The sequence below is a fragment of the Actinomyces denticolens genome (assembly GCF_002072185.1).
Classification (GTDB): Bacteria; Actinomycetota; Actinomycetes; order Actinomycetales; family Actinomycetaceae; genus Actinomyces; species Actinomyces denticolens.
Genome location: NZ_MVIW01000042.1, coordinates 1 through 21,908, shown reverse-complemented (window position 1 = coordinate 21,908; position 21,908 = coordinate 1). Strand labels below are relative to the sequence as shown.

The 21,908-nt window shown below is 73.2% G+C and carries 13 protein-coding genes, 1 pseudogene and 1 riboswitch; of the genes and pseudogenes, 4 read left to right on the top strand and 10 right to left on the bottom strand.

Features of this window, described 5'->3' with window-relative positions; genetic code table 11:
* Positions 1-559 (bottom strand): annotated as a pseudogene (locus tag B1H55_RS10525) (hypothetical protein); the annotation flags it as partial.
* Positions 560-843: 284 nt separating this feature from the next.
* Positions 844-1,299, bottom strand: a complete 456-nt coding sequence (locus tag B1H55_RS10520; RefSeq protein ID WP_073454277.1) for a hypothetical protein — start codon at positions 1,297-1,299, stop codon at positions 844-846.
* Positions 1,300-1,635: 336 nt separating this feature from the next.
* Between B1H55_RS10520 and B1H55_RS10515 the strand changes: the two genes are divergently transcribed.
* From B1H55_RS10515 to hisG, 3 genes are all read left to right on the top strand, one after another.
* Complete coding sequence (locus tag B1H55_RS10515) at positions 1,636-2,817, top strand: DUF3866 family protein (RefSeq protein ID WP_080461726.1); 1,182 nt, start codon at positions 1,636-1,638, stop codon at positions 2,815-2,817.
* A gap of 115 nt (positions 2,818-2,932) precedes the next feature.
* Positions 2,933-3,196, top strand: coding sequence for a phosphoribosyl-ATP diphosphatase (locus B1H55_RS10510; RefSeq protein ID WP_077241106.1), 264 nt, complete (start codon positions 2,933-2,935; stop codon positions 3,194-3,196).
* Positions 3,197-3,213: 17 nt separating this feature from the next.
* On the top strand, positions 3,214-4,059 hold the full coding sequence (hisG, locus tag B1H55_RS10505) for an ATP phosphoribosyltransferase (protein WP_073454284.1): 846 nt from the start codon (positions 3,214-3,216) through the stop codon (positions 4,057-4,059).
* Positions 4,060-4,100: 41 nt separating this feature from the next.
* Here the strand turns inward: hisG and B1H55_RS10500 are convergent, their stop codons facing one another.
* Positions 4,101-5,168 carry an ABC transporter substrate-binding protein gene (locus B1H55_RS10500; protein WP_077241105.1) on the bottom strand — a complete coding sequence of 356 codons (1,068 nt, stop codon included), beginning with the start codon at positions 5,166-5,168 and terminating at the stop codon, positions 4,101-4,103.
* Between the two features lie 44 nt (positions 5,169-5,212).
* On the bottom strand, positions 5,213-6,052 hold the full coding sequence (locus B1H55_RS10495; RefSeq protein ID WP_077241104.1) for an ABC transporter permease: 840 nt from the start codon (positions 6,050-6,052) through the stop codon (positions 5,213-5,215).
* A gap of 141 nt (positions 6,053-6,193) precedes the next feature.
* Positions 6,194-6,335, bottom strand: a riboswitch (FMN riboswitch).
* 153 nt (positions 6,336-6,488) lie between these two features.
* On the opposite strand from B1H55_RS10495, the gene B1H55_RS10490 reads away from it, so the two are divergent.
* Positions 6,489-7,484 (top strand): DMT family transporter, encoded by a 996-nt coding sequence (locus B1H55_RS10490; RefSeq protein ID WP_197702449.1) that lies wholly within the window; start codon positions 6,489-6,491, stop codon positions 7,482-7,484.
* Here B1H55_RS10490 and B1H55_RS10485 read toward each other — a convergent pair.
* The 6 genes from B1H55_RS10485 to B1H55_RS10460 all read right to left on the bottom strand — a co-directional run.
* Entirely contained in the window at positions 7,464-8,057 is a 594-nt protein-coding gene (locus tag B1H55_RS10485; RefSeq protein WP_077241102.1) for an isochorismatase family protein, read from the bottom strand. The two genes, B1H55_RS10490 and B1H55_RS10485, sit on opposite strands and share 21 nt — an antisense overlap.
* A gap of 94 nt (positions 8,058-8,151) precedes the next feature.
* Positions 8,152-8,691: a holo-ACP synthase gene (locus B1H55_RS10480; protein WP_077241101.1), complete on the bottom strand. Its 540-nt coding sequence runs from the start codon at positions 8,689-8,691 to the stop codon at positions 8,152-8,154.
* The gene (putP, locus tag B1H55_RS10475) at positions 8,684-10,168 is read right to left on the bottom strand and encodes a sodium/proline symporter PutP (protein ID WP_073454292.1); all 1,485 of its coding nucleotides are present in this window, start codon (positions 10,166-10,168) and stop codon (positions 8,684-8,686) included. The genes B1H55_RS10480 and putP overlap by 8 nt, the downstream gene beginning before the upstream one ends.
* Positions 10,169-10,342: 174 nt before the next feature.
* Positions 10,343-19,816 carry a type I polyketide synthase gene (locus B1H55_RS10470; RefSeq protein WP_096519453.1) on the bottom strand — a complete coding sequence of 3,158 codons (9,474 nt, stop codon included), beginning with the start codon at positions 19,814-19,816 and terminating at the stop codon, positions 10,343-10,345.
* 116 nt (positions 19,817-19,932) lie between these two features.
* Complete coding sequence (locus B1H55_RS10465) at positions 19,933-21,501, bottom strand: acyl-CoA carboxylase subunit beta (RefSeq protein ID WP_231953001.1); 1,569 nt, start codon at positions 21,499-21,501, stop codon at positions 19,933-19,935.
* Positions 21,502-21,573: 72 nt separating this feature from the next.
* On the bottom strand, positions 21,574-21,908 hold a 335-nt coding region (locus B1H55_RS10460), incomplete at its 5' end, for an acyl-CoA carboxylase biotin carboxyl carrier protein subunit (RefSeq protein ID WP_143222425.1).

The following is a 21,908-nucleotide window of genomic DNA, read 5'->3' as shown; positions in this document are numbered from 1 at the left end:
GCTCAAGCACCTCAAGGCCCTCCAACACGTCACCCCCAGGCCCGCACACCATCACCCACATCACCGCCACAGCCCTCGTCATCATCAACCTCAACAAACAACCCCGGTGAGAAAGACTCGATATCGTCTTGGGCACCTCATCAGTGGCCCACAGCCACGTATCCATCCCCACGATCGTCGCCCCCGCAGGAGACGCCATTTTCGGGTTGTAATCCACCACCGGAGCCGGTAGCCGCACCGACCTCCACACCGCCCGCGCCAACACCTGCGGATCCACCTCAGCCACCGGAGCGGACCCAGCCGGGAAGAACGACGTCGGATGCGCAATACGCCAGTCCATGGCGTACTTATCGAAATCCATCCCCTCCGGCGCCCTCGAACGATCGCAATACGGCTCATACCAGCCTCCCGCCGAATCCGACGAGTACTGCTCATAGCCCTCATAAATACGCAGATCCGTCCAACGCAGCTTGTCGTACTGATGCGCCACGACCGGAGGCACGCCCTCCGGCGCCGCAGGACCATTCAGTTTCTCAGCCACCTGCTGACCAGTACCCACCCACCGGTAATAACACACCGGATCCACCTCCACAGACGGCAGCGATATCTCCCCATCACCAGCAACCACACTCCCCGACGACGATACCGCCGTCGTGCTCGCACTCGCGTACACCACCTCCCCCTGCACACCCGCACCCGTGGACGAACCAGGCTGAAGCTCAGAATCGGCACCCTGTTGAGCTTCGCCCCTATTCTCCAACGCCGAGGCCTCCGGAGACACCCCTGTGGTCGTCATGGCCATGACAGTGACAAAGGAAAGGAACGCCGTTCGAATCACCCGCCTCATGACACCGAGCAGTCCTTCCCGGGGGCAGCCACTTCCTCAGCCGCCCTCCATGTCACACCATCGAGCTTCATGGGCACTTTCATGACATATCGGACTTTCGAATTCTCTGTCGTCTCATCGTTTCCTGAAGCATCCAGCATTGTGATACCCGTCCGATCGACACAGGCATAGACGTCAGCGCCCGGCGAGATCCCACCCGTGAGATCAACGGCAGTGATGGCGATACGGTACTTCCCTCTGATCGTGTGCCCTTGCGGCGTTTTTGCGAAATTGTCGCGGATCTGGGTCAGTTCAGGATCCAAGGTGACCTCGTCCGCGGCCTCGATACCACTACCGTTCCTCCAGATGTTGCCAGTGACCTGGTCGTAGTGGATAAATCCCGCGGCGGCACCGACCTGGAGCTCATCCAGGCCCTCGGGCACCGAGACCACCTCGTAGTCGGCCGTCGACATCCCCGTCAGATCAGCAGCCGTCGACCCCGTCGGCAGCGGAGCCGGACTCGCCGCACCGGTCCTACCAGAACCGGCGCCCGCCCCAGAAGAGGCCTCCGCAGTCGCCACCATCCGAGCACGCGGCCACGCCTGGAGAAGCGCAGCACAGCGCTAGAACAGCGGCTGCCCGGGCACGAGCCCCTTCACCAGCACTCATCTCGACTCCTCGCAGATTACAGTCTGATAACGAGCACATTACCGCACATCACCCATGCTCACCCCAGGTTTGACACGGCGTCCGCCGTCGCCATCCGACAACGCGCCTCCAAGAATCCCGTCCGCCGCTACGCTGCCGCCATGATGCTGCGCGATGCCGAGATCGCCTCCCTGCGGCGGGCCTGGGGCGCGCCGGGCCGACGCTGCGCCGAACTCGAGGTGCGGATCACCGCCGCCCCCGAGGGCGCCACCGCGCTCGTGGCGGGCGAGTCCTGCCGGGCGGTCGCCTATGAGGCTCTCGGCGGTCTGCCGGAGCCCGGGGAGCGCGTCCGTCTGGAAGTCTCCGCGCTGGCGCGCCGCCTGGGCACCGGCGGACACGCCATGGTGACGGCCCGGCTCGACGTCCTCCCCGCAGACCCCGCGCCCGGCGGGCACCTCGTCAAGGCCCGCTACATGCCGGACCAGATCATGGTCACCGGCGTCGATGAGCAGGCCACGGAGCACCATTCCGTCCTGGCCGCCCCCATCGGCGAGCTGGGACTGGACGGCGCGCCCGTCGTCGTCGCCGACCTCCACTCCAGCCTGCCCGCTATCCTCGCCGGGCTGCGCTCCCCCGGCGCCGCTCCCGGCCCCGCCCCGAGGGTCGCCTATGTCATGACCGACGGCGGGGCCCTGCCCCTGCCCTACTCGCGGGCGGTCTGCGCGCTCGTCGACGCCGGATGGCTCGTGGGCACCGTGACGGCGGGCCAGGCCTGGGGCGGGGACCTCGAGGCGGTCTCCGTTCACAACGCCCTGCTCGCGGCGCGCCATGTGCTGGGCGCGGAGGTCGTCGTCGTCATCCAGGGCCCGGGGAACCTGGGTACGGACACACCCTGGGGCTTCTCCGGTGCGGCCTGCGGGGAGGCCATCAACGCGGCGGCAGCCCTCGGCGGGCGCCCGGTGGCCTGCCTGCGCGTCTCCCAGGCCGACGCGCGCCCCCGGCATCTGGGGGTCTCCCACCACTCCATGACCGCTTACGGGCGGGTCGCCCTGGCCGGCGCCGACGTCGTCCTGCCGGCGGGAGCCCCCGACCCCGCCGGAATGGAGGGCTTCTGGGCCGGGGTGCGCGCCCAGGCGGCCTCCCTGTGCGCCGAGCGCGAGCGCGGCGAGCGCCACCGGCTCGTCGAGGCGCGAGCCGAGGGGCTGCGCGAGGCACTGGAGGCCATGGAGGCGGCCACCGGCATCCGCCTGTCCACCATGGGGCGGCGTCTGGACGCCGATGAGGCCGCCTTCCTCGCGGCCGCCGCGGCGGGCAGGCATGCGGCGTCCCTCGTCACCCGGTAGGGCGGGCCGCCCGGCGCAGCAGGGCCCGGGCCGCTCCCCCGGCCGGCGGCCTGCGGGCCTCTGCGCCGGTGAGACCGGTGCGGGGATGCGCGCCGGCGTGGACTAGCCTGGCGCCATGACACGTTTCGAGGACCTTTTCGCGCAGTTGCAGGAACGGGCCGCCACCCGGCCCGAGGGCTCGGGCACCGTGGCCGAGCTCGACCGCGGCGTCCACTTCATCGGCAAGAAGCTCGTGGAGGAGGCCGCCGAGGCCTGGATGGCCTGCGAGCACGAGTCCGATGAGGCCGCCTGCGAGGAGATCTCACAGCTCCTTTACCACGCCCAGGTCATGATGATCGCCAAGGGCTACACGCTCGACGACGTCTACAAGTACCTGTGAGCCGGAGGACGACCACCATGCTGCGCATCGCCGTCCCCAACAAGGGCTCCCTGTCCGACCCCGCCATCTCGCTGCTCAAGGAGGCGGGCTACCGCGCCCGCCGCACCGGGCGCGAGCTGGTCCTCCTCGATGAGGCCAACGACGTCGAGTTCTTCTTCCTGCGCCCCCGCGACATCGCCGTGTACGTCGGCCAGGGCACGGTCCACGCCGGTATCACCGGTCGCGACCTCCTCCTGGATTCCGGCGTCGCGGCCACCGAGCACCTGGCCCTCGGTTTCGCCCGTTCCACCTTCCGCTTCGCCGCCCCCGCCGGTGCCATGAGCGATCTCTCCGATATCGCGGGCAAGCGCATCGCGACCTCCTACGACGTGCTCGTGCGCGCGTTCCTCGCCGAACGGGGCATCGAGGCCGCCACCGTCCACCTCGACGGCGCCGTGGAGTCCTCCGTGCAGCTCGGCGTGGCCGATCTCATCGCCGACGTCGTCGAGACCGGCACCACCCTGCGCGCCGCCGGACTGGAGGTCTTCGGCGAGCCGATCCTCGCCAGCGAGGCGGTGCTCATCACCACCGAGACTTTTGCTGGTGAGCCGGGCCTGGCCACGCTCGTGCGGCGCCTGGAGGGCGTCATGCGGGCCCGCTCCTACGTGCTCATGGACTACGACGTGCCCATGAATCGCCTGCACCTGGCCACCGAGATCACGCCGGGCATCCAGTCCCCCACGGTGTCGCCGCTGCAGAACCCGGACTGGGTGGCGGTGCGCTCCATGGTGCCGCGCGCGGATATGAACCGCCTCATGGACGAGCTCTACGAGGTGGGCGCCCGCGCGATCCTCGTCTCCGAGCTCCTGGCCTGCCGCCTCTGACCGCGCCCCGGGGCTCGAAGAAGTGCCCCGGGGTGCGCTCGTCAGGCGGCGAGCAGCGGCTGGCAGACGGCGTCGGCGGTGACCGCCGTCGGGCCGAGGATGCCCTGACCGCCCAGGAACTCGATCATGGTGGCCGCCTTGGCCCGCTCGAGTGCCCCGATGGTGGTGTCGGAGCCCTGAGGGGCGATGAGCTCGGCCGTGGCCACGGCGATGGCGCGGGCCTGCGCGGCCTGGGCGTCGTTCACCAGGTCGGGCACGTACTGGCGGGTCGCGGCCACTGCGGCGTCGGGGTCGGCCACGAAGGCGGCCATGCCGCGCGAGGAGGCCATGACGGCGTCGGCGAGCTCGGCGCGGCGCGCCTCCAGGACCGCCCGCGTGGTGACCAGGGAGGCACCGATGAGGGGGATGTCGTCACCGACGGGGATGGTGCGCACGGCCACCCCCGACTCCCTGAGGCCGACGGCGTCGTTGTTCGAGAAGCCGATGATCGCATCGGGCCTCGAGGCGTCCCCCGGGTCGGGCTTGGGCTGGGCGAGGGCCGCCTGCTGGGTGAAGCCGATCTCGAGGATCGTCAGGTCGGACTCGCTCAATCCCGTGCTCCGCATCGCCACCTGGAGGGCGTACCAGTTCTCCCCCGTGCGCCCGGGCAGGCCCACGACCCGGCCCTTGAGGTCGGCGAGCGAGGCGATGGCGGAGTCCTCGCGGACGATGACGCATCCCGGGTAGCGCTGGTAGTAGCCGCCGATGACCACCAGCGGCGAGTCGTTGGAGGCCGTGACCACCGCCTCGTCGGCCCCGGCGATGACCATCTGCTCGGTGCCGGCCAGCAGCGCGTCGAAGAGCCCCTCGGAGCCGCCGTGGTGGCGCAGCTCGACGGTCGACTCGTAGTCCTTGTTGGCCAGGGCCATGTAGAAGGGCGCGAACTGGATGTTCGGCGTGTAGGTCAGGCCGATGGTCAGCGGGCCGCCCGTCGCCGCGCCTCCGGATCCGAGGGCCTGGGAGGCGGTGCCCGACGAGCAGGCGGCTAGGGCGCCGCCCCCGGTCAGGGCCAGGGCGGAGGCGATGAGGCCCCTGCGGCTCAGGTGGGGGCGGGAGGGCTGGCTGATCACGGTGTTCTCCTTCAGTGGGGCGGTTCGGCGGCGGTCAGGGGCGGTCAGGTGGCGCGCCGCCCGCGCAGGGCGGCGACGGTCCGACTGCGGTGCTCGGCGGCCAGCAGCAGCCAGTGGACGGTGGTGGCCATGGCGCACAGCAGGGTGATGGTGGCGAACAGGCCGGTGGTGTCGACGGCGTCGCGCTGAATGGATAGCAGCTGTCCCATGCCGTCGCCGCCCATGACCATCTCGCCGATGACGGCACCGGTGATGGATAGGGTGAAGGCCGTGCGCACGCCGGCGAGGATCGCCGGAAGGACCATGGGCGCCTCCATGTGGATGATCATCGTCCAGCCGTGCGCGCCGTCGAGACGGGCCGCGTCGAGCACATCGGCGTCCAGGCCGCGCAGGCCCAGCAGGACGGTGACGGTGATCGGGAAGAAGACCATGAAGGCGCACAGGACGACGATCGGCACGGTGCCGTAGCCGATCCACAGGACGAGCAGGGGGGCGATGGCGATCGCGGGGACCGCCTGGCTGGCCGCCACGTAGGGCAGCACCGCGCGGCGGAAGAGCTCCCAGTGGTGCAGCATCCAGGCCAGGGGGATCGCGAAGGCGGCCGCGCCGGCGCAGCCCAGGACCGCCTCGCGGAGCGTCACCCAGGCGTAGTCCAGCAGGCGGGCTTTCGTGGTGGCCAGCCACAGGCGCTCCACGACGCGCAGCGGGTCCGGCAGGAGGATCTGCGGGATGGCGCCGCTGCGGGAGACGGCGAACCAGAGCAGCAGGACGATGGCGCCCACCAGGAGCGCCGGCAGGGGCCCGCGGCGCTCGTCACTCCGCCGCCTGCCGCGCCACGAGGATCGTTGCGCGCTCGTGGCGCTGGGGCTGCTGCCGCCTGGCACGTCGGTTCTCCTCCGGGGTTCTCCCCCGGGTGGCCCCAGGGGCGCTCTCCGGGGCGGTGGGCCAGCGGCGCCTGATGCGCGGCTCCTTGGCGGCCGGCGCTGGCAGCGCCTGCGCGCGGCCGATCCGGCTCACGCGGCCGCCCCGTGCTTCCTCCCATCCGGACTTTCACCGTCGGTGCCGGAATCCCACCGGCTCAGCCGAGCCGATCCGCCCGGCGGGCGGAGGGCTCGGGTCGCGGACTCTCACCGCCGGCTCGGATTTCCACCGACCCCGGAGCACGTTGCTGAGGCGACTCTACCCCGAGGAGGCCCGCGCCGCCCAACGGCGCGGTGGAGTCGCGTCGCCCGCGCACCGGCCCCGTGACGAGGCAGGCCGGGCGCGCCGAGACACCGCGGGACCGGTGAGTGGGTGGTGCCGGATCTACTATCGGGAGGAGTGAGCCGTTCCCCCTCCCGTCCCGCCCCGGAGGTCATCATGCCCCGCAGTGCTGCGACGCCGTCGTCGTCCCGCGCGACGGGACCGGCGCTCCTCACCGCGCTCCTCCCCACGGTCTCCCTACTCCTGGTCACCGCGATCTGGGGATCGACCTTCTTCATGCTCAAGGACGCCCTCGACCTCGTGGGGGCGGCGGACTTCCTGGCGGTGCGCTTCACGATCGCGGGCGGCGCGGCCTGCGCGCTGTCGGGGCGGCGACTGCGGGCGTTGAACCGCGGGCAGGCGCTCACGGGGATCGGCGTGGGCACGGTCTACGGGCTGGCGCAGATCGCCCAGACAGTGGGGCTGCGCTACACGCCGGCCTCGACAGCGGGCTTCGTCACCGCCCTGTACGTGGTCATCACGCCGATGCTCGCGCTCGTGCTGCTGCGCACGCGCGTGTCCCCGGTGACATGGGTGGCGGCCGTCCTGGCGCTCGGCGGAGTCAGTGCGCTGAGCCTCGACGGCCTCGCCCTGGGCACGGGCATCCCACTGCTCCTGGCCTCGGCGTTCCTCTACGCGTTGCATATCGTGCTCCTGGGCTCCCTCGTCCAGGGGCAGGACCCCCTGAGCCTGACCGCGCTGCAGATGCTCGGGATCTGCGTTGTCCTGTGGCCGGCGGCGCTGCCTGGCGGAGTGCGGGTGCCGATGGTGCGGGGCGTGTGGGGCCCGCTGCTGTGGATGGCTCTTGCCTCGGGCCTTCTGGCCCTCCTCCTCCAGACCTGGGCGCAGGCGCGGATGAGCGCGACCCGGGCGGTGGTGGTCATGACCTTCGAGCCGGTCTTCGCCTCGCTGTTCGCGATCCTCGCCGGTCAGGAGCCCATGACCTGGCGGCTCCTAGTGGGCGGCGGGCTGACGCTGGCGGCGATGCTGCTCTCCGAGCTCGGGCCCGTGGTCCGCGCCGAGAGCCTGGCCCGGCGGGGCAGGCGGGCGGCCTCAGAGATCCGCACCGCCTGAGTCCAGCGCCTCCACGCCGGCGACGGCGAGCTCGGCGAGGACCGTCGGCGCGCTGCCCTCGCTCACGGGCGCGGTGAGATCGGTGAGCACCCGGGTGGTGTAGCCCAGGGCCGCCGCTTGGAGGGCGGTGGCGCGCACGCAGTAGTCGAGGGCGAGCCCGACGACGTCGACCGCGCCGATGCCGCGCTCGCGCAGCCACGGGTCGAGGTATGTCCCGGACGTCGGCGCGTCGAGGCCCTCGAAACCCGAGTAGGCCGCGGAGTACTGACCCTTGTAGAAGGCGGTGGCCCCCGGCGCGGCGGAGGTGATCTCGGGGCGCAGCGCGGCGTCGTCGGTGCCGGCGGCGCCATGGACGGGCCAGGTGACCACGAAGTCGGGGGAGGCGGAGAAGTGGTCGCCCGGCTGGATGTGCCAGTCCTGGGTGGTGACGATCACGGCGTAGTGGGCCTCCGCCCCGCCATCGAGCCAGGCGGCGATGCGCTCGGCGACGGCGGTGCCTCCCGTGACGGCCAGGTTGCCGCCCTCGCAGAAGGTGTTCTGCACATCGACGATGATGAGTGCGCGTTTCGTCATCGTGGTCTCCTCTCCGACGGTATCTTGCCCTCCCGCCTAAAGTATCGGCTTGCGCGCGGAGGCGGTACCGTCCCGGCAGGCGCGGATCGGATGATCAGGCTCCGGCCCACAGGACGATGGCGGCGGCCCAGTCGCCATCATGCGTGAGGGACACCGGCCAATGCCCTGCGGAGGCCACCCCGGCCCCAAGGCTGAACTCGACGGCGTCGGCGATGGCACCGGTCAGATTCAGGGACGGGCGCCCCCAGCGGTCGGAGACGAGCTCGATCTCGCGCCAGTCCACGGACTCCGGGGCGATGACCGGAGCGGAGCCGCCGCTCCCCCGGTCCTGCCGGGCCCTGACGACGAGCGCCTGGCTCCAGGCCTTGATGAAGGACTCCTTGGCGGCCCACCTGGCGGCCAGGGGCTCGGCGGCCAGGGCGCCGGTGCGGTCGGCCCGCCGCTGGGCCTCCCGCAGCTCGCGGGCCGTGAAGGCCCGCTCGGCGAAGACGGTCCCGGGGATCGTCAACTGGTGCGCCAGGCCCGGCACGTGGACGAGGTCCATGCCCACCGCCATGGCCCTCCCCGGGGAGGCGGCTGGGGCCCCGGTGCCGGGCGCGCCCGGCGTCTCGGGCAGGTGGGGCGCCTCAGCCACGGGAGGCGGCGACGGCGCGGGAGAACTCCTCGTCGACGTCGGGGTCGGGGACGCCCAGGCGGGAGACGCCCCAGGCCACGGCGAGATTCGCCAGGAAGCCGGGGACGATCTCGTACAGGTCGAAGATCCCGCCGGGCCCGCCATCGACGTTGCCCCAGATGATGACCATGAGGGCGCCCGCGGCCATGCCCGCCACGGCGCCGATGGAGGTCAGGCCGCGCCAGTAGAGGCTCAGCAGGACGGTCGGGCCGAAGGAGGCCCCGAAACCGGCCCAGGCGAAGGCGACGAGGGCGAGGATCGTGTCGTTCTGCTCCCAGGCCATCACTGCGGCCACGAGGGCGACGACGAGGACCGCGCTGCGCGACATGATGACGAGGTGCCCGCCCGAGGGAGGGGTCCTGCGCAGCGCCCGGTAGAGGTCCTCCACGAGGGCCGAGGAGGTGACGAGCAGTTGGGAGGAGACCGTTGACATGATGGCCGCCAGGATCGCGGCGAGCATGAAGCCGGCGACGAGCGGGTGGAACATGAGCTGGCCGAGCTCGATGAAGACGGCCTCCGGATCCGCCAGGCGCGAGGGGTCGCGCCCGTACTCGGCCACGCCGACCACGGCGGTGCCGGCGGCGCCGGCCACGGCGAAGAGCATCCAGCCGATCCCGATGCGCCGGCCCTGGACGGCCTCGCGCGGGGTGCGGATCGCCATGAAGCGCACGATGATGTGGGGCTGGCCGAAGTAGCCCAGGCCCCAGGCCAGCGCCGAGATGATGCCGATGGTGGACACCGAGGGCCCCCACAGGGCCCAATAGCCGGGGTCGACCCCGCTGACCCGATCGACCAGCTGGGAGACTCCCCCGGCGCGCGCGATGCCCACGATGGGCACGGCGAGCAGCGCGGCGACCATCATGAGGCCCTGGACGAGGTCGGTCCAGGACACCGCGAGGAAGCCGCCCACGAGCGTGTAGAGCACGGTGATCGCGGCGACGAGCGTCATGCCGAGCCGGTAGTCCATTCCGAAGGAGGACTGGAAGAAGACGCCTCCGGCCACCATGCCGGAGGAGACGTACAGGGTGAAGAAGACGAGGATGATGAGCCCGGAGGCCCAGCGCAGCAGGCGCCTGGGGTCGTGCAGGCGGTTGTCGAGGAAGCTGGGGATCGTGATGGCGTCCCCGGCGACCTCCGTGTAGGCGCGCAGCCGCGGGGCGGTCACCTTCCAGTTGACCCAGGCGCCGATGGTCAGGCCGACGGCGATCCAGGCCTCCACGAAGCCCGAGGCGTACAGGGCGCCGGGCAGGCCCATGAGGAGCCAGCCGGACATGTCCGCCGCGCCCGCCGACAGGGCGGCGACGAAGGGGTTGAGGTCGCGCCCGCCGAGCATGTAGTCGTCGATGTCGTTGGTGCGGGTGTAGGCCCACAGGCCGATCATGATCATCGCGACGAAGTAGATGATCATGGCGATCGCCTGATAGGTGGTCTCGCTCACGGGGGCCTCCAGGATGATGGTGGGTGCTGGGCGATTCTCGGGCGCGCGTCATCGACGACGGCGCGGGATCCCGGCACATGAGAAGAGTAGGACCGAAGTCCCTGGGTGTCCAGGAATGGGAACGGGCGCGGGCCCGGTGATCCCCATGGATCCCCGGGCCCGCGCCGAGCGGGGTCACTCCCCCGCGTGGTAGACGCCGTCGGCGCCCAGTCGCGCCTCGGGGTCGAGGAGCATGGCGGCCTCGACCTCATGCGGGTCGCGGTTCTTACCGGCCTCGCCGAGACGGCGTCCCTGGACCTGCTCGAAGAGCTCGACGCGGCCGATCATGCCGGCGCGGCGGCGGCGCGTGCCCGCGGCGAGACGGGCGTTGGCCGAGGCGAGCCAGGCGTCAACGGCCTCCTGGCCTCCGGCCTTGCGCAGCGCGGCCTCGAAGGCGCCGGGGTGGACGAGCGCGATGAGCCCGGAGACGTGCCCGAAGCCGAGGGAGGTCAGCAGGCCCGCGCGCACGGGACCGGCGCCGGGCACACGGCCCGACTCCCCTCCGCGGCCGGCCAGCCGCATCGGCGTGCGCGGCCATACCCAGAAGGCGTCCTTGGCCAGCGGAGCGTCGACGACGTCCAGCGAGGCGTTGCCGGGCGCGATGCCGGTGGCCAGGATCTCGGCGAGGCCGGCCACCTGGAAGACCGCGGCGCCGCCCTTGGCGTGGCCGGTGATGGTCTTCTGGGAGACGGCCACGAGCGGGTTGCCCTCGGAGCGGCCCAGCGCCCGCGCCAGGCGCGTGTGCAGTTCGGACTCGTTGGGGTCGTTGGCCCCGGTGGCGGTGTCGTGCTTGGAGACCAGGGCGATGTCGTCGGCCTCCACGCCGAGCGCGCGCAGGGCGCGGGCCAGTCGCGAGTCGGCGCCGCCGCGGCCGGCGGCGAGCGCCCCCAGGCCCGGCGCCGGGATGGATGTGTGGGCGCCGTCGGCGTAGGAGGAGACGAAGCCGATCACGCCGGCCACGGGCAGGCCCATGCGAGCCGCCACGGAGGCGCGGGCGAGGATGACCGTGCCACCGCCCTCGGCCTCGACGAAGCCGCCGCGGCGGCGGTCGTTGGCCCGCGAGAAGTGGCGGTCGGAGATGCCCTTGGCGCGCATGGCGGCAGCCTCGGCGGTGGCGCTCATGTTGCCGAAGCCGACGACGGACTCGATGGAGATGTCGTCGATGGCGCCGGCGATGACGACGTCGGCCTTGCCCAGGGCGATCTTGTCCCAGCCCTCCTCGATAGATACGGCCGCGGTGGCGCAGGCGCTGACCGGCTGGACCATGGAGCCGTAGCCGCCGATGTAGGACTGCATGACATGCGCGGCGACGACGTTGGGCAGTGCCTCCTGGAGGATGTCGCTGGGGCGCTCCTCGCCCAGCAGGCGGCCGACGAACATCTTGCGCATGGACTCCATGCCGCCGAAGCCCGTGCCCTGCGTGGAGGCCACATCGGAGGGGTGGACGGCGGTGAGCAGCTCGGCCGGGGTGAAGCCGGCGGCGAGGAAGGCCTCGACGGCGGTGACCAGGTTCCAGGAGGCGATGGTGTCCATGCCCTGGACCATGGCCGCGGGGATGCCCCAGCGCTCGGGGTTGAAGTCCACCGGGAACTGGCCGCCCACGGTGCGCGACAGGGCCGCGCGGCGCGGGACGCGGGCCAGTGAGCCGGCCAGGCGGGTGACGGTCCACTCGCCGGTCTCGGCGTCGGGGGCCACGAGGGTGTGCTCGGGGTCGGAGGCCTCGATGGCGCGGGCCGCGGCCTCATCGGGGACGCTCAGCGTGATGTCGTGGTCGAGGTAGACGGCGACCTCCTCGTCGGCGATGGTGGCGATGACGCCGTCGTCGACGAACTCGCGGATGCCGCAGCGGGCCACGACCTCGTCGCGGTAGCGGGCCCAGATGTCCTCCTCGGGGACGCGCTCGCCGTCGGTGTCGTACCAGCCGGCCTTCGGCGAGTCGTACCAGGTGAGCAGGCCCATGCCCCAGGCGAGCTCGAGGACGCCCGCAGCGGTGAGCTCAACGTCCTCCCCGCCGCTCATGCCCAGTTCCGCCTCGCGGCGGGTGCGGCCCGAGCCCCAGGTGGAGATCTCACCGGTGGAGACCATGACGACCATGTCGTCCAGGTCGGCCTCCACGTCGCCCCACTGGGGGGCGGTGGGCTGGGTGGGCACCACCGGCGAGGGCAGGGCGCGGATCTCGGCGCGCTGCTCGGCGGGGGCGGCCTTGGCGGCCGCCAGGGAGGCGGCGGCGGACTCGCGCAGGGCGACGAGGTCGATGCCGTCGCCCAGTCCCCCGGTCAGGTCGGCCTCGACGGGATGCTCGGCGGCGCGGGCACGGGTGGCGTGGTCGCACAGGCTCATGAGCTCGGAGGCCATCTCCTCGGTGGACCAGGTGCGCACCCCGGCGGCCTCGACGGCGTCGACCAGCGGGTCGTTGCCGCCCATGAGGCCGGTGCCGCGGACCCAGCCGATGCGCGGGTGGGCCAGGGTGACCCGCCCGGACCAGGCCGACTCGGAGGACCAGCGGTTGACGATGGCGTCGAGCGCGGCCTTGACCTCGCCGTAGGCGCCGTCGCCGCCGAAGATGCCGCGGTTCGGGGAGCCGGGCAGGACGACGTGCAGACGGTGGTCCACGTGCGTGTCGGTGCCGATAGCGCTCAGCGCGGCGATGCTCCGCTCGACGCTCCACAGCAGGAGGCGGGTCTGGGACTCCGCGGCGGGGCCTGCGTCGGCGAGGGTCCCCATGACCCGGGGGGCCGCGAAGGGGAACAGGAGGGTCGGGACGAGGGCCTCCTTGACAATGGTGGTCTTTCCGCCGGCGGTGACGGCCTGCTCGTTGCCGATCCAGTCGGCCAGGGCGTCCACATCGCGGTAGGACGCGAGGTTGGCGGGCACGATCCACAGGCGGGCGCCGGCGGAGGCGTGCTCGCGGTACAGGCGCGTGGCGAAGGCCAGGCGCTCGTGGCTCAGCCGCGAGGAGGTGGCCACAACCGTGGCGCCGCCCGCCAAGAGCTCACCGGTGACGGCGGCGGCGATGGATCCGGGGGCCACGCCGGTGACCACGGCGACGTCGTCGGCCCAGCGGATGGCCGCGTCGCCCTGGGCGGCGGTGGTGCGGGCGGCGGACGCCAGGGAGGCGGCCAGGGCCGCGCGCTCCTCGCGGTCGGCGAGTTCGCCGGCGCGCAGGGTCCGCGCCCACCAGTCGGCCTGATCGGCGACGGCCCGGCCCAGGTTCGTGAAGGCCCCGGGGCGCAGGACGCGGTGGGCCTCGTCGAGGTCGAGCTCGCCGTTGCCCAGGCGGGCGAGGTCCTCGCGGGCGCTGGCCCATCGGTCGTCGATGAGGACGGCGCGGGCGGGCTCGAAGGCCGGGGTGACGGACTTGACCCAGCCGGAGCCGAGCTCGGCGTCGATCGCCGCCAGGGCGGCGCGGGTGGCGGCGGCCTCGTCGTCGGCGTCCGCGGGGATCGTCACCTTCTCGGACAGCCCCAGCGCGTCGAGGATGGTGCGGGCGGTGGTGGCCAGCACGCCGGAGGAGCCGGTGACGGTGGCGGCGAAGGCGTCCAGGGCGGCGGAGTCGACCACCGCTCCCCCGGCGCCGCCGGCGGCGGAGGGCTTGGCGACGCTCACCCCGTGGGCGCCGGCGACCGCCTGGACGGCGGAGTCGATGAGGGCGTCGACGGCGCCGGCGCTGGTCAGCGGCGCTGAGGTGCCGAGGCTGGCCAGGTCCTCGCCGCGCATGGACGCGCCCTCGCGGGTGCCCAGCATGAGCTCGGCGGTGACGTGGGAGACCCATCCGTCGCCCAGGCCCCAGGTGCCCTTGACCCGCTCGCCCACGCGCGTGGCGCGCACGCCCGAGGGGCCGAGGATACGGCCCAGGCCCGTGCGGATGGCGTCGGACAGGACCGGGCCGAAGGCCTTGTAGCCCGGGGCCCCCTTGGCGACGGTGGCGGCCAGGGCCGTCATGTCGGCGTCGGCGGCGCCGTCGATGCTGGCGAGCTGGAGTTCGGTGCCCAGGTCCATGAGGAGCTGGTTGCGCCGGGAGGAGACGCCGTTGGTGAGGGTCTCGGTGGTGTCCGTGGCGCCGATCTGCTCGGGGCGGATGCGCGAGGCGTGGGCCAGGAGGACCGTCAGGGCGTCGGTGGCCCCGAAGGGCAGGTCGTCCACGGGGCCGCTGGCGGCGGGGGCAGCGGCGACGTCGACGGCCGGGGCGGGGGCGGCCTCGGCAGGGGCCGGAGCGGCCTCGGCCGGCGTCGTCTCGGTAACCGGGGCGGGCGCTGCGACGGGAGCCTCCTCGACCGGCTCGGCGAGCTCGACGGCGGGGTCGGTGTCGGTGGCGAGCACGCGGGCCTCGTCGCGGCGGGCGTTGTGGACGGTCACGTGGCGCCCGGCGTGGGCCGGGAGCTTGAGGGTGTTGCTGGCCAGGTTCGCCAGGGTCGGGGAGGCCGCCAGGCCCACCTCGACGACGTGCTCGATGCCGAGCCCGCCCTCGGCGGGCGAGCGCAGCAGCACGTCCTGCGTCTCGATCCAGCGCACGGGGGAGGCGAACTGCCAGGCCAGGAGCTCGATGAGCAGGAGGCGGCCGAGCTCGGTGCGGCGCGCCGACCAGTTGTCCCAGTCGTCCAGGGCGGCGCGGACCTGCTCGGAGGGCACGACGTCGAGGATCGAGGCGGCGAACTCGCGGGTCAGCGCGAAGGGGCGGGCCACGAGGTTGGGCACGTAGCGGTTCTCGAGGCGGTCGACGTCGAGGTCGGCCGGGACGAGCTGCTCGAGGCGCGCGCGGAACTCGGCGACGCCGGGGCGCAGGACCTCGGAGTGGAAGGGCACGTCGATGCCGGGCACGAGCATGAAGGGGTTCTTGCCGCCGCGGGCCTTGGCCTTGGCGCGCGCGTCGGCGGCCAGGGCGTCCAGGCCCTTGATGGTCCCGGCGATGGCGTACTGGACGCCGGCCAGGTTGTAGTTGACGATCTGCAGGAACTCGCCGGTGGCCTCGGCGATGGAGGCGACGTAGGACTCGACGTCCTCGGCGGGGATGCCGGCCTGGTTGGGGCGCAGGGCGCCCATCCGGTAGTTGGAGGCGCCGGTGGCGTCGCGCGGGACGAGGGAGTGCATCGTGGAGCCGCGCTGGAAGACGATGGAGATGGTGGTCTCCACCGGCATGACCCGCCCGTAGGAGGACAGCGCCGTGTACTCGCCCAGGGAGTGGCCGGCGAAGGCGGCGCCCTCGACGAGCGCCCCGGCCTCGGCCAGGCGGGCGGTGGAGGCCATGGCGACGGTGGCCAGGGCGACCTGCGTGAACTGGGTGAGGTTGAGCAGGCCATCGGGGTGGCGGTAGGTGATGCCCCGGGCGGTCATCTCGGTGGGGTTGTCGCGCACGAGGGCGATGACGGAGAAGCCGAGCTCGGCGCGGGTGTGGGCGTCGGCCCGCTCCCAGACCTCGCGGGCGGCCCTGGAGGAGGCGCGCTCGTCCAGGCCCATGCCGGCGCTCTGGATGCCCTGGCCGGGGTAGATGTAGGCGGTGGGCTCGGGCAGGGTGACGGCGGTGCCGCGCGAGACGACCTCGCCGTTGACGCGGCACACGGCCTCCAGGACGTAGCCGCCGCCGCGCACGAGCCCGGTGCGCTCGACGCTGATCTCGACCTCGTCGTTCAGCTCGACGGGGCCGGTCATGACATAGGTCCAGCCGGCGAGCTCGTGGTGGGTGCCGTCGGCCGCGGCCGCGGCGGCGACCTGCTGGGCGGTGGCGGACAGCCACATGCCGTGGACGAGCGGGGCGTCCATGCCGGCGACCCTCGCGGCGTGGTAGCTGGTGTGGATGGGGTTGAAGTCGCCGGTGACGCGCGCGAAGGCCGTCATGTCCGCGGGCGCGGTGACGGTGGCGCGGCGCAGGAGGCGGCGGGCGGCCGGGGCGGTCTCGCGGCCGGTCCCTCCGGCGGGCTCGGGGGCCGAGGGGACGGCGGTTCCGGAGGCGCGGCCGCGGATGGCGAAGCGCTCGCGCAGCAGGGCGATGAGCTCGCCGTCGTGATCGCCGCCGGAGCAGTCGGTCATCTGCAGGCGCACGTCGACGACGCGGCCGGCGCTGGACTCCTCCAGGGCGGCGACCCAGCCGTCGACCTGCACGCGGGCGCCGGCGCCCGCCCAGGCCTCGAGCTCGGCCAGCGGGCGGCGCAGGTCGATGGTGTGGTCGAGGTGGACGGCGCCGAGCAGCCCCTCGATGAGGGGCATGCCGTCCTCGACGACGCTGCCCAGGGCCGCGTAGACGACGGGCCAGGCCGGGCCGAGGAGGGCATCGGGCACGAGCGGCGCGGCGGACAGGTCCGTGGGCAGCGCGTCGGCGGTCACGGCGGCGTGGTCGTGACCGAGGGTGTCCGCCAGGGTGAACTGGGCGTGGACGGTGCCGAAGGGCTGGGCGACGGGGCGGCCCAGGGCGTCGGTGGCGCCGGGGGCGGCCGGGCGCACCTGGGGTAGCTGCTCGACGAAGTCGCCGGTGATGGATGTGGCGCCCACGCCGGCGGTGACCCGCAGGAGGTCGTTCATGGTCTCGCTGATGCGGCCGGGATCCACCAGGGGGGCTGCGCCGTCGGCGGCGCGGGCCAGGCGCAGCGGGATGACGAGGCGGCGCACGGCGTGGATGGCGTCCCCGCCGGGGGTGGAGTCCCAGTGCGTGTCGAGGTGGATGTCGAGGTCGTAGGCGTCGGCCGCGACGTCGGGGCGGGCGGTGACGGTGTAGGCCCCGTCGGGCAGGACGCGGGCGGGGTTGATGGACAGGTGTCCGTTCCACAGCACGTGCGGGGCGGTGCGCACGAGGGCGAGTGCGTCGGCGACGGGTGCGGAGTCGGGGCCCCAGGCGGCGCCGATGCGGCCGGCGGCCTCGCCGGGCCGGGCGCCGGCGGACGTCAGCGCCTCGACGGCGGCGGTCTCGAAGCGGCCGAGCAGCTCGCCGACCGGCTCGTTGATGGTGGTGATACCGGCCACCGCCACGGGACCGGGGATGATGCGGACCTGGTCGGCGGTGTAGCGCGGGTCCTGGGACTGCCACAGGGAGTCCGTGCCCCACCAGCGCAGGATGTCGGCGTCGACGACGGGCACGAAGGGCACCGGCTTGGGGTGCTTGCGGCACAGGTCGACGAACCAGGCGGCGTCGACGGGCTCGACGCGGGTGGTGGCGGCGCTCGGGTAGGCCTTCGCGAGGGCTGCCAGGGCGGCGTCGGCGTCGATGACGTCGTCGTAGTCGGCGAAGAGGGTGGTGATGGAGCCGTGATCGGTGTCCGACAGGCGGGCCTCGATGCGGTGCAGGAGGTCGAGGAAGCGGTCGTACCAGCCCTCGTCGGCCCAGTCGGCCTCGGCGGCGGCGCGCCCGTCATGGGGGGCGACGCACAGCTCGGCGTAGCGGGAGGCCCACTCCAGGTAGGTCATGGTCTCGACGTCGCCGAAGTACGGCTTGGCGGTTCGCGAGAGGGCCTCGATCATCTCCTCGCGGCGCTCGCTCATGGCCGCCTCGTCGCCGGCGAGCTCCTGGATGAGGCGGGAGGCGCGGGCCGAGGAGTTGTCGATCTCGTAGAGGTCGGCGCGCAGGTGGGACAGGCCGGAGGTCATGCCTCCGATGGAGGCGCCGGAGGCGACCCAACCGCCCTCGTTCGCCGGGTCGATGCCGGGGGTGTCGACGAGCAGCTGCTTGACGTCGTCGTTGGTCTTGGCCTCCAGGCAGGTCATGGCGGCGGTACCGACCATGACGCCGTCGACGGGGGCCGCGGCGGTGCCGTAGGCGAGGGCCCAGCGGCCGGTGAGGTAGTCGGCGGCGCGCTCGGGGGTTCCGATGCCCCCGCCGACGCACAGGACGACGTTGTCGACGGCGCGGATGGCGTCGTAGGTGGCCAGGAGCATGGTGTCCAGGTCCTCCCACGAGTGGTGGCCCCCGGCGTGGCCGTCCTCGATCTGCATGATGACGGGGGTGTCCTCATTGGCCCGGGCGATGGCCAGGACCTGGCGGATCTGATCGACGGTGCCGGGCTTGAAGGCGATGTAGGGGAAGCCCTCGGCGTGGAAGCGCTTGAGCAGGGCCGTGGCCTCCTCCAGCTCGGGGATGCCCGCCGAGATCGTGATGCCGTCCACGGGGGCGCCGCCGAGGCGGGCCTTGGACAGGAGCCTCTGGGCGCCCAGATGGAGGTTCCACAGGTAGCGGTCCATGAACATGGCGTTGAAGGCGGCGGTTCGGCCGGGGTCGAGGAGCCTGGTGAGCTCGGCGATGTTCTCGGTGAGGACCGGGCCGGTGGTCTGCCCGCCGCCGGCGAGCTCGGCCCAGTAGCCGGCGTTGGCGGCGGCGGCGACGATGGCCGGGTCGACGGTGGTGGGGGTCATGCCGGCGAGCATGACGGCGCTGCGGCCGGTCAGGCGCGTGAAGGCCGTGTCGACGGTGACGCGTCCGTCGGGCAGGCGGGTCAGACGCGGGGCGAAGCGGGAGCGGTCGACGGTGCGGGTGGGCTCGGCGCCCTCGCGGTCGAGCTCGTCGAGGGCGGAGGCGGTGCCCGCGGCCACGATGGTCGAGCCGGTGCCGGCCAGGACGGCCTCGGTGAGGCGGGAGAGCACGGTGCCGGGGCCGAGGTCCACGACGGTGCGCGCCGGGGCTCCCTCGGTGCCGGCGGCCTCCAGGGCGCCGGTGACGATGGCGGGCCAGTCGACGACGTCGATGAGGACGGCAGCGGCGAGTCGGCGGGCGGCGGTCTGGTCGAGACCACTGCGGCCGGCCCAGTCCACGACATCCTCGACGGCGGGGGCCAGCAGCGGGGTGTGGAAGGGCACGGAGGTGGCCAGGAACTCGGTGACGGGGGCGAGGACGGCGCCGCCGAGGCGGCGCTCCTTGCGGGCCTTGGCGCTGCGGGCGGCGGCGGCCTCGAGGGCGGTGACGACCTGCTCGAGGTCGGCGGGGCGTCCGGAGAGGATGTGGGCCTGGCGGCCGTTGATGACGCCGACCGAGATGTCCGCGGCGGCGGGGACGCGCGCGAGCACGGCGTCGAGGACCTTGCGGGTCACGCCGCGCACGGAGAGCATGGGGGTGGACTCGCCCACGGTGCCCAGGTCGAGGCGGCGGGTGGTGCGGGCGGCGGCGGCGCCGATGAGCCGGGCGATGGCGTGGATCTCGACGGCGCGGGCCTCGCGCTGGTCGGCGGGACCCTGGAGGGCGCCGAGCAGGGCGACGCCGAGGACGCCCTGGGAGTGCCCGATGACGCCTGCGGGGCGCGAGGCGGCCTCGCCGGTGGCGTCGAGGCCGCAGGAGCGCATGGTGTCCAGGGCGGCGTGCTGGGCCAGGAGGATGCCGGGCACCGAGACGTCCGCGGTGTCCGCGGCGGCGCCCCTGCCAGTGGGGGCGGGGACGACGGGCACGGCGGCGTCGTCGAGGAGGCGGGCCCCCCGCGGGGAGACGGTGAGCAGCTCGGTGGCCACCGGCGCGAGGCGCTGCGCGACGGCGGCGTCGATGGCGGCCAGGCGGGCGGAGAGCTCGCGGTCCAGCCCGGCGAGCTCGGTCAGGACTGAGCGCCAGGGGGTGGCCTGGCCGCCGAAGGCCAGGATGTAGGGCTCACCGGAGCTCAGGCGGGCGGCGGTGGTGTGGGCGATCGGGGTGGTGGAGTGGCTCATGTCTTCCTCGTAGTGGCGGCAATGGGCGGTCGTGATGGTCTGAGCGGAGTGTCGCGCGGTCGGCTGCGTGGCGCGGTCGCCGCCGGGGGCGGGCGCCGCGCCCTGGTTCGGGGGTCTCATAGGGGGACGTTGTCGTGCTTCTTATGGCCCTCGGCCCGTGCGCCGCGCTTCGCGCGCAGGGCCGCCAGGGACTCGGCGATGACGGCGCGGGTCTCCTCGGGGGCGATGACGGCGTCGATCTCCCCGATGGCCACGGCCTTGTCCGGGTTGATGACGGCGTCGGTGTAGGCGGCGGTCAGGCGCTCCTGCTCGGCGGCGGCGGCCTCGTCGCCGGACTCGGCGCGCACGGCGGCGAGCTCGCGGCGGTGGATGATGCCCACGGCGCCGGCGGCGCCCAGGACGGCGATCTCGGCGCCGGGCCAGCAGAAGTTGAGGTCGGCGCCGATGGCCTTGGAGCCCATGACGATGTAGGCGCCGCCGTAGGCCTTGCGCAGGATGATGGTCACCAGGGGGACGGTGGCGGTGGCGTAGGCGTTGATGACCTTCGCCCCGCGCCGGATGATGCCGGCGTGCTCCTGCTCGGCGCCGGGCCGGTAGCCGGGGACGTCCACGAGGGTGACCACGGGCAGGCCGAAGGCGTCGCAGAAGCGCACGAAGCGGGCGAGCTTCTCGGAGGCGGCGGTGTCCAGGGTCCCGGCGTCCACGAGGGGCTGGTTGGCGACGATGCCCACGGGGTGGCCCTCGAAGCAGGCGAAGCCGACGACGACGTTGGGCGCGTACTCCTCCTGGACCTGGACGAGCTCGCCGTGGTCGACGATCGCCGAGATGACGTCGACGACGTCGTAGGCCTGGCGGGTCGAGGCGGGCACGAGCGTGCCCACCCGCGCGGCGGAGTCGGCATCGGCGGCCTCGTCCTCGGGGCCGTACTCGTAGAGGGGCGCCTCGAGCTCGGCGGAGGAGGGCAGGTAGGCGAGGAGGGTGCGCACCTGGTCGAGGGCGTCCGCCTCATCCTCGGCGACGTAGTGGACGACACCGGAGACGCTGCCGTGGACGCGGGCCCCGCCCAGGTCCTCGGCGCTGATGGACTCGCCGGTGACGGCCCGGACGACGTCGGGTCCGGTGACGAACATGTGGGAGGCCTCGCGGGTGGCGATGACGAAGTCGGTCAGGGCCGGGCTGTAGACGGCGCCGCCCGCGCAGGGGCCGAGGATGACGCTGATCTGGGGGACGAGGCCGGAGGCGGCGCAGGTGCGGTTGAAGATGCGCCCGTACTGGCGCAGGGCGCCCACGCCCTCCTGGATCTTGGCACCGCCGGAGTCGATGAGGCCGACCACGGGGATGCGCAGGCGCAGGGCGTCGTCGAGGAGGCTGACGATCTTGTCCCCCTCCACCGAGCCCAGGGCGCCGCCGGAGACGGAGAAGTCCTGGGAGTAGACGGCGATCTGGCGGCCGTCGACCTGCCCGAAGCCGGTGACGACACCGGAGGGGCGGGCCTTGGCGCCGGCGCCGGAGCCGGTGTAGCGGCCGATCTCGAGGAAGCTCCCCTCGTCGAGGAGGGCGTCGATGCGCTCGCGGGCGGTCTGCTTGCCCTTGGCGTGCTGGCGGGCCGCGGCGGTCTCCTCGGCCTGCGCGTCGACGCGGGCGATGCGCTCGCGGAAGGCCCGGGTGGCCGCCGAATCGGCCATCGTCGAGCCCCCTGCGCCGTCCGCGGGGGCGGCGCCGGTGGCGGGCGCCGGGGTGGCGGTGTCTGTCATGGCTCAGGCCTCCTTCTGGCCGGTGGTCGGCTCGTCGGCGAAGCGGATAAGGACGTCCCCGGCGCCGACGGTCGCCCCGGCGCTCACGGCGATCTCCTCGACGACGCCGTCATAGGGCGCGTGGACGTAGTTCTCCATCTTCATGGACTCCAGAACGATGAGGAGGTCGCCCTCGGAGACCCTGGCGCCGGACTCGACGCAGATGCGGGTGATGATCGCCTGCATGGGCGCGGCGATGACGCCCTCGGCGCTATCGGCGCCCTCGGCTCCGGCGCGGGCGGCGCGGGCGGCGCCGCGACCGCGCAGGGGCTGGCCCCTGCGGGCGCGGCGCGAGCCGC

Bases quoted from the DNA above. Each gene is read 5' to 3' on its own strand.
- B1H55_RS10470 (WP_096519453.1), bottom strand. From the start codon at position 19,816: ATGAGCCACTCCACCACCCCGATCGCCCACACCACCGCCGCCCGCCTG.
- B1H55_RS10465 (WP_231953001.1), bottom strand. From the start codon at position 21,501: ATGGCCGATTCGGCGGCCACCCGGGCCTTCCGCGAGCGCATCGCCCGC.
- B1H55_RS10520 (WP_073454277.1), bottom strand. From the start codon at position 1,299: ATGTCGACGGCCGACTACGAGGTGGTCTCGGTGCCCGAGGGCCTGGAT.
- B1H55_RS10510 (WP_077241106.1), top strand. From the start codon at position 2,933: ATGACACGTTTCGAGGACCTTTTCGCGCAGTTGCAGGAACGGGCCGCC.
- hisG (WP_073454284.1), top strand. From the start codon at position 3,214: ATGCTGCGCATCGCCGTCCCCAACAAGGGCTCCCTGTCCGACCCCGCC.
- B1H55_RS10485 (WP_077241102.1), bottom strand. From the start codon at position 8,057: ATGACGAAACGCGCACTCATCATCGTCGATGTGCAGAACACCTTCTGC.
- B1H55_RS10515 (WP_080461726.1), top strand. From the start codon at position 1,636: ATGATGCTGCGCGATGCCGAGATCGCCTCCCTGCGGCGGGCCTGGGGC.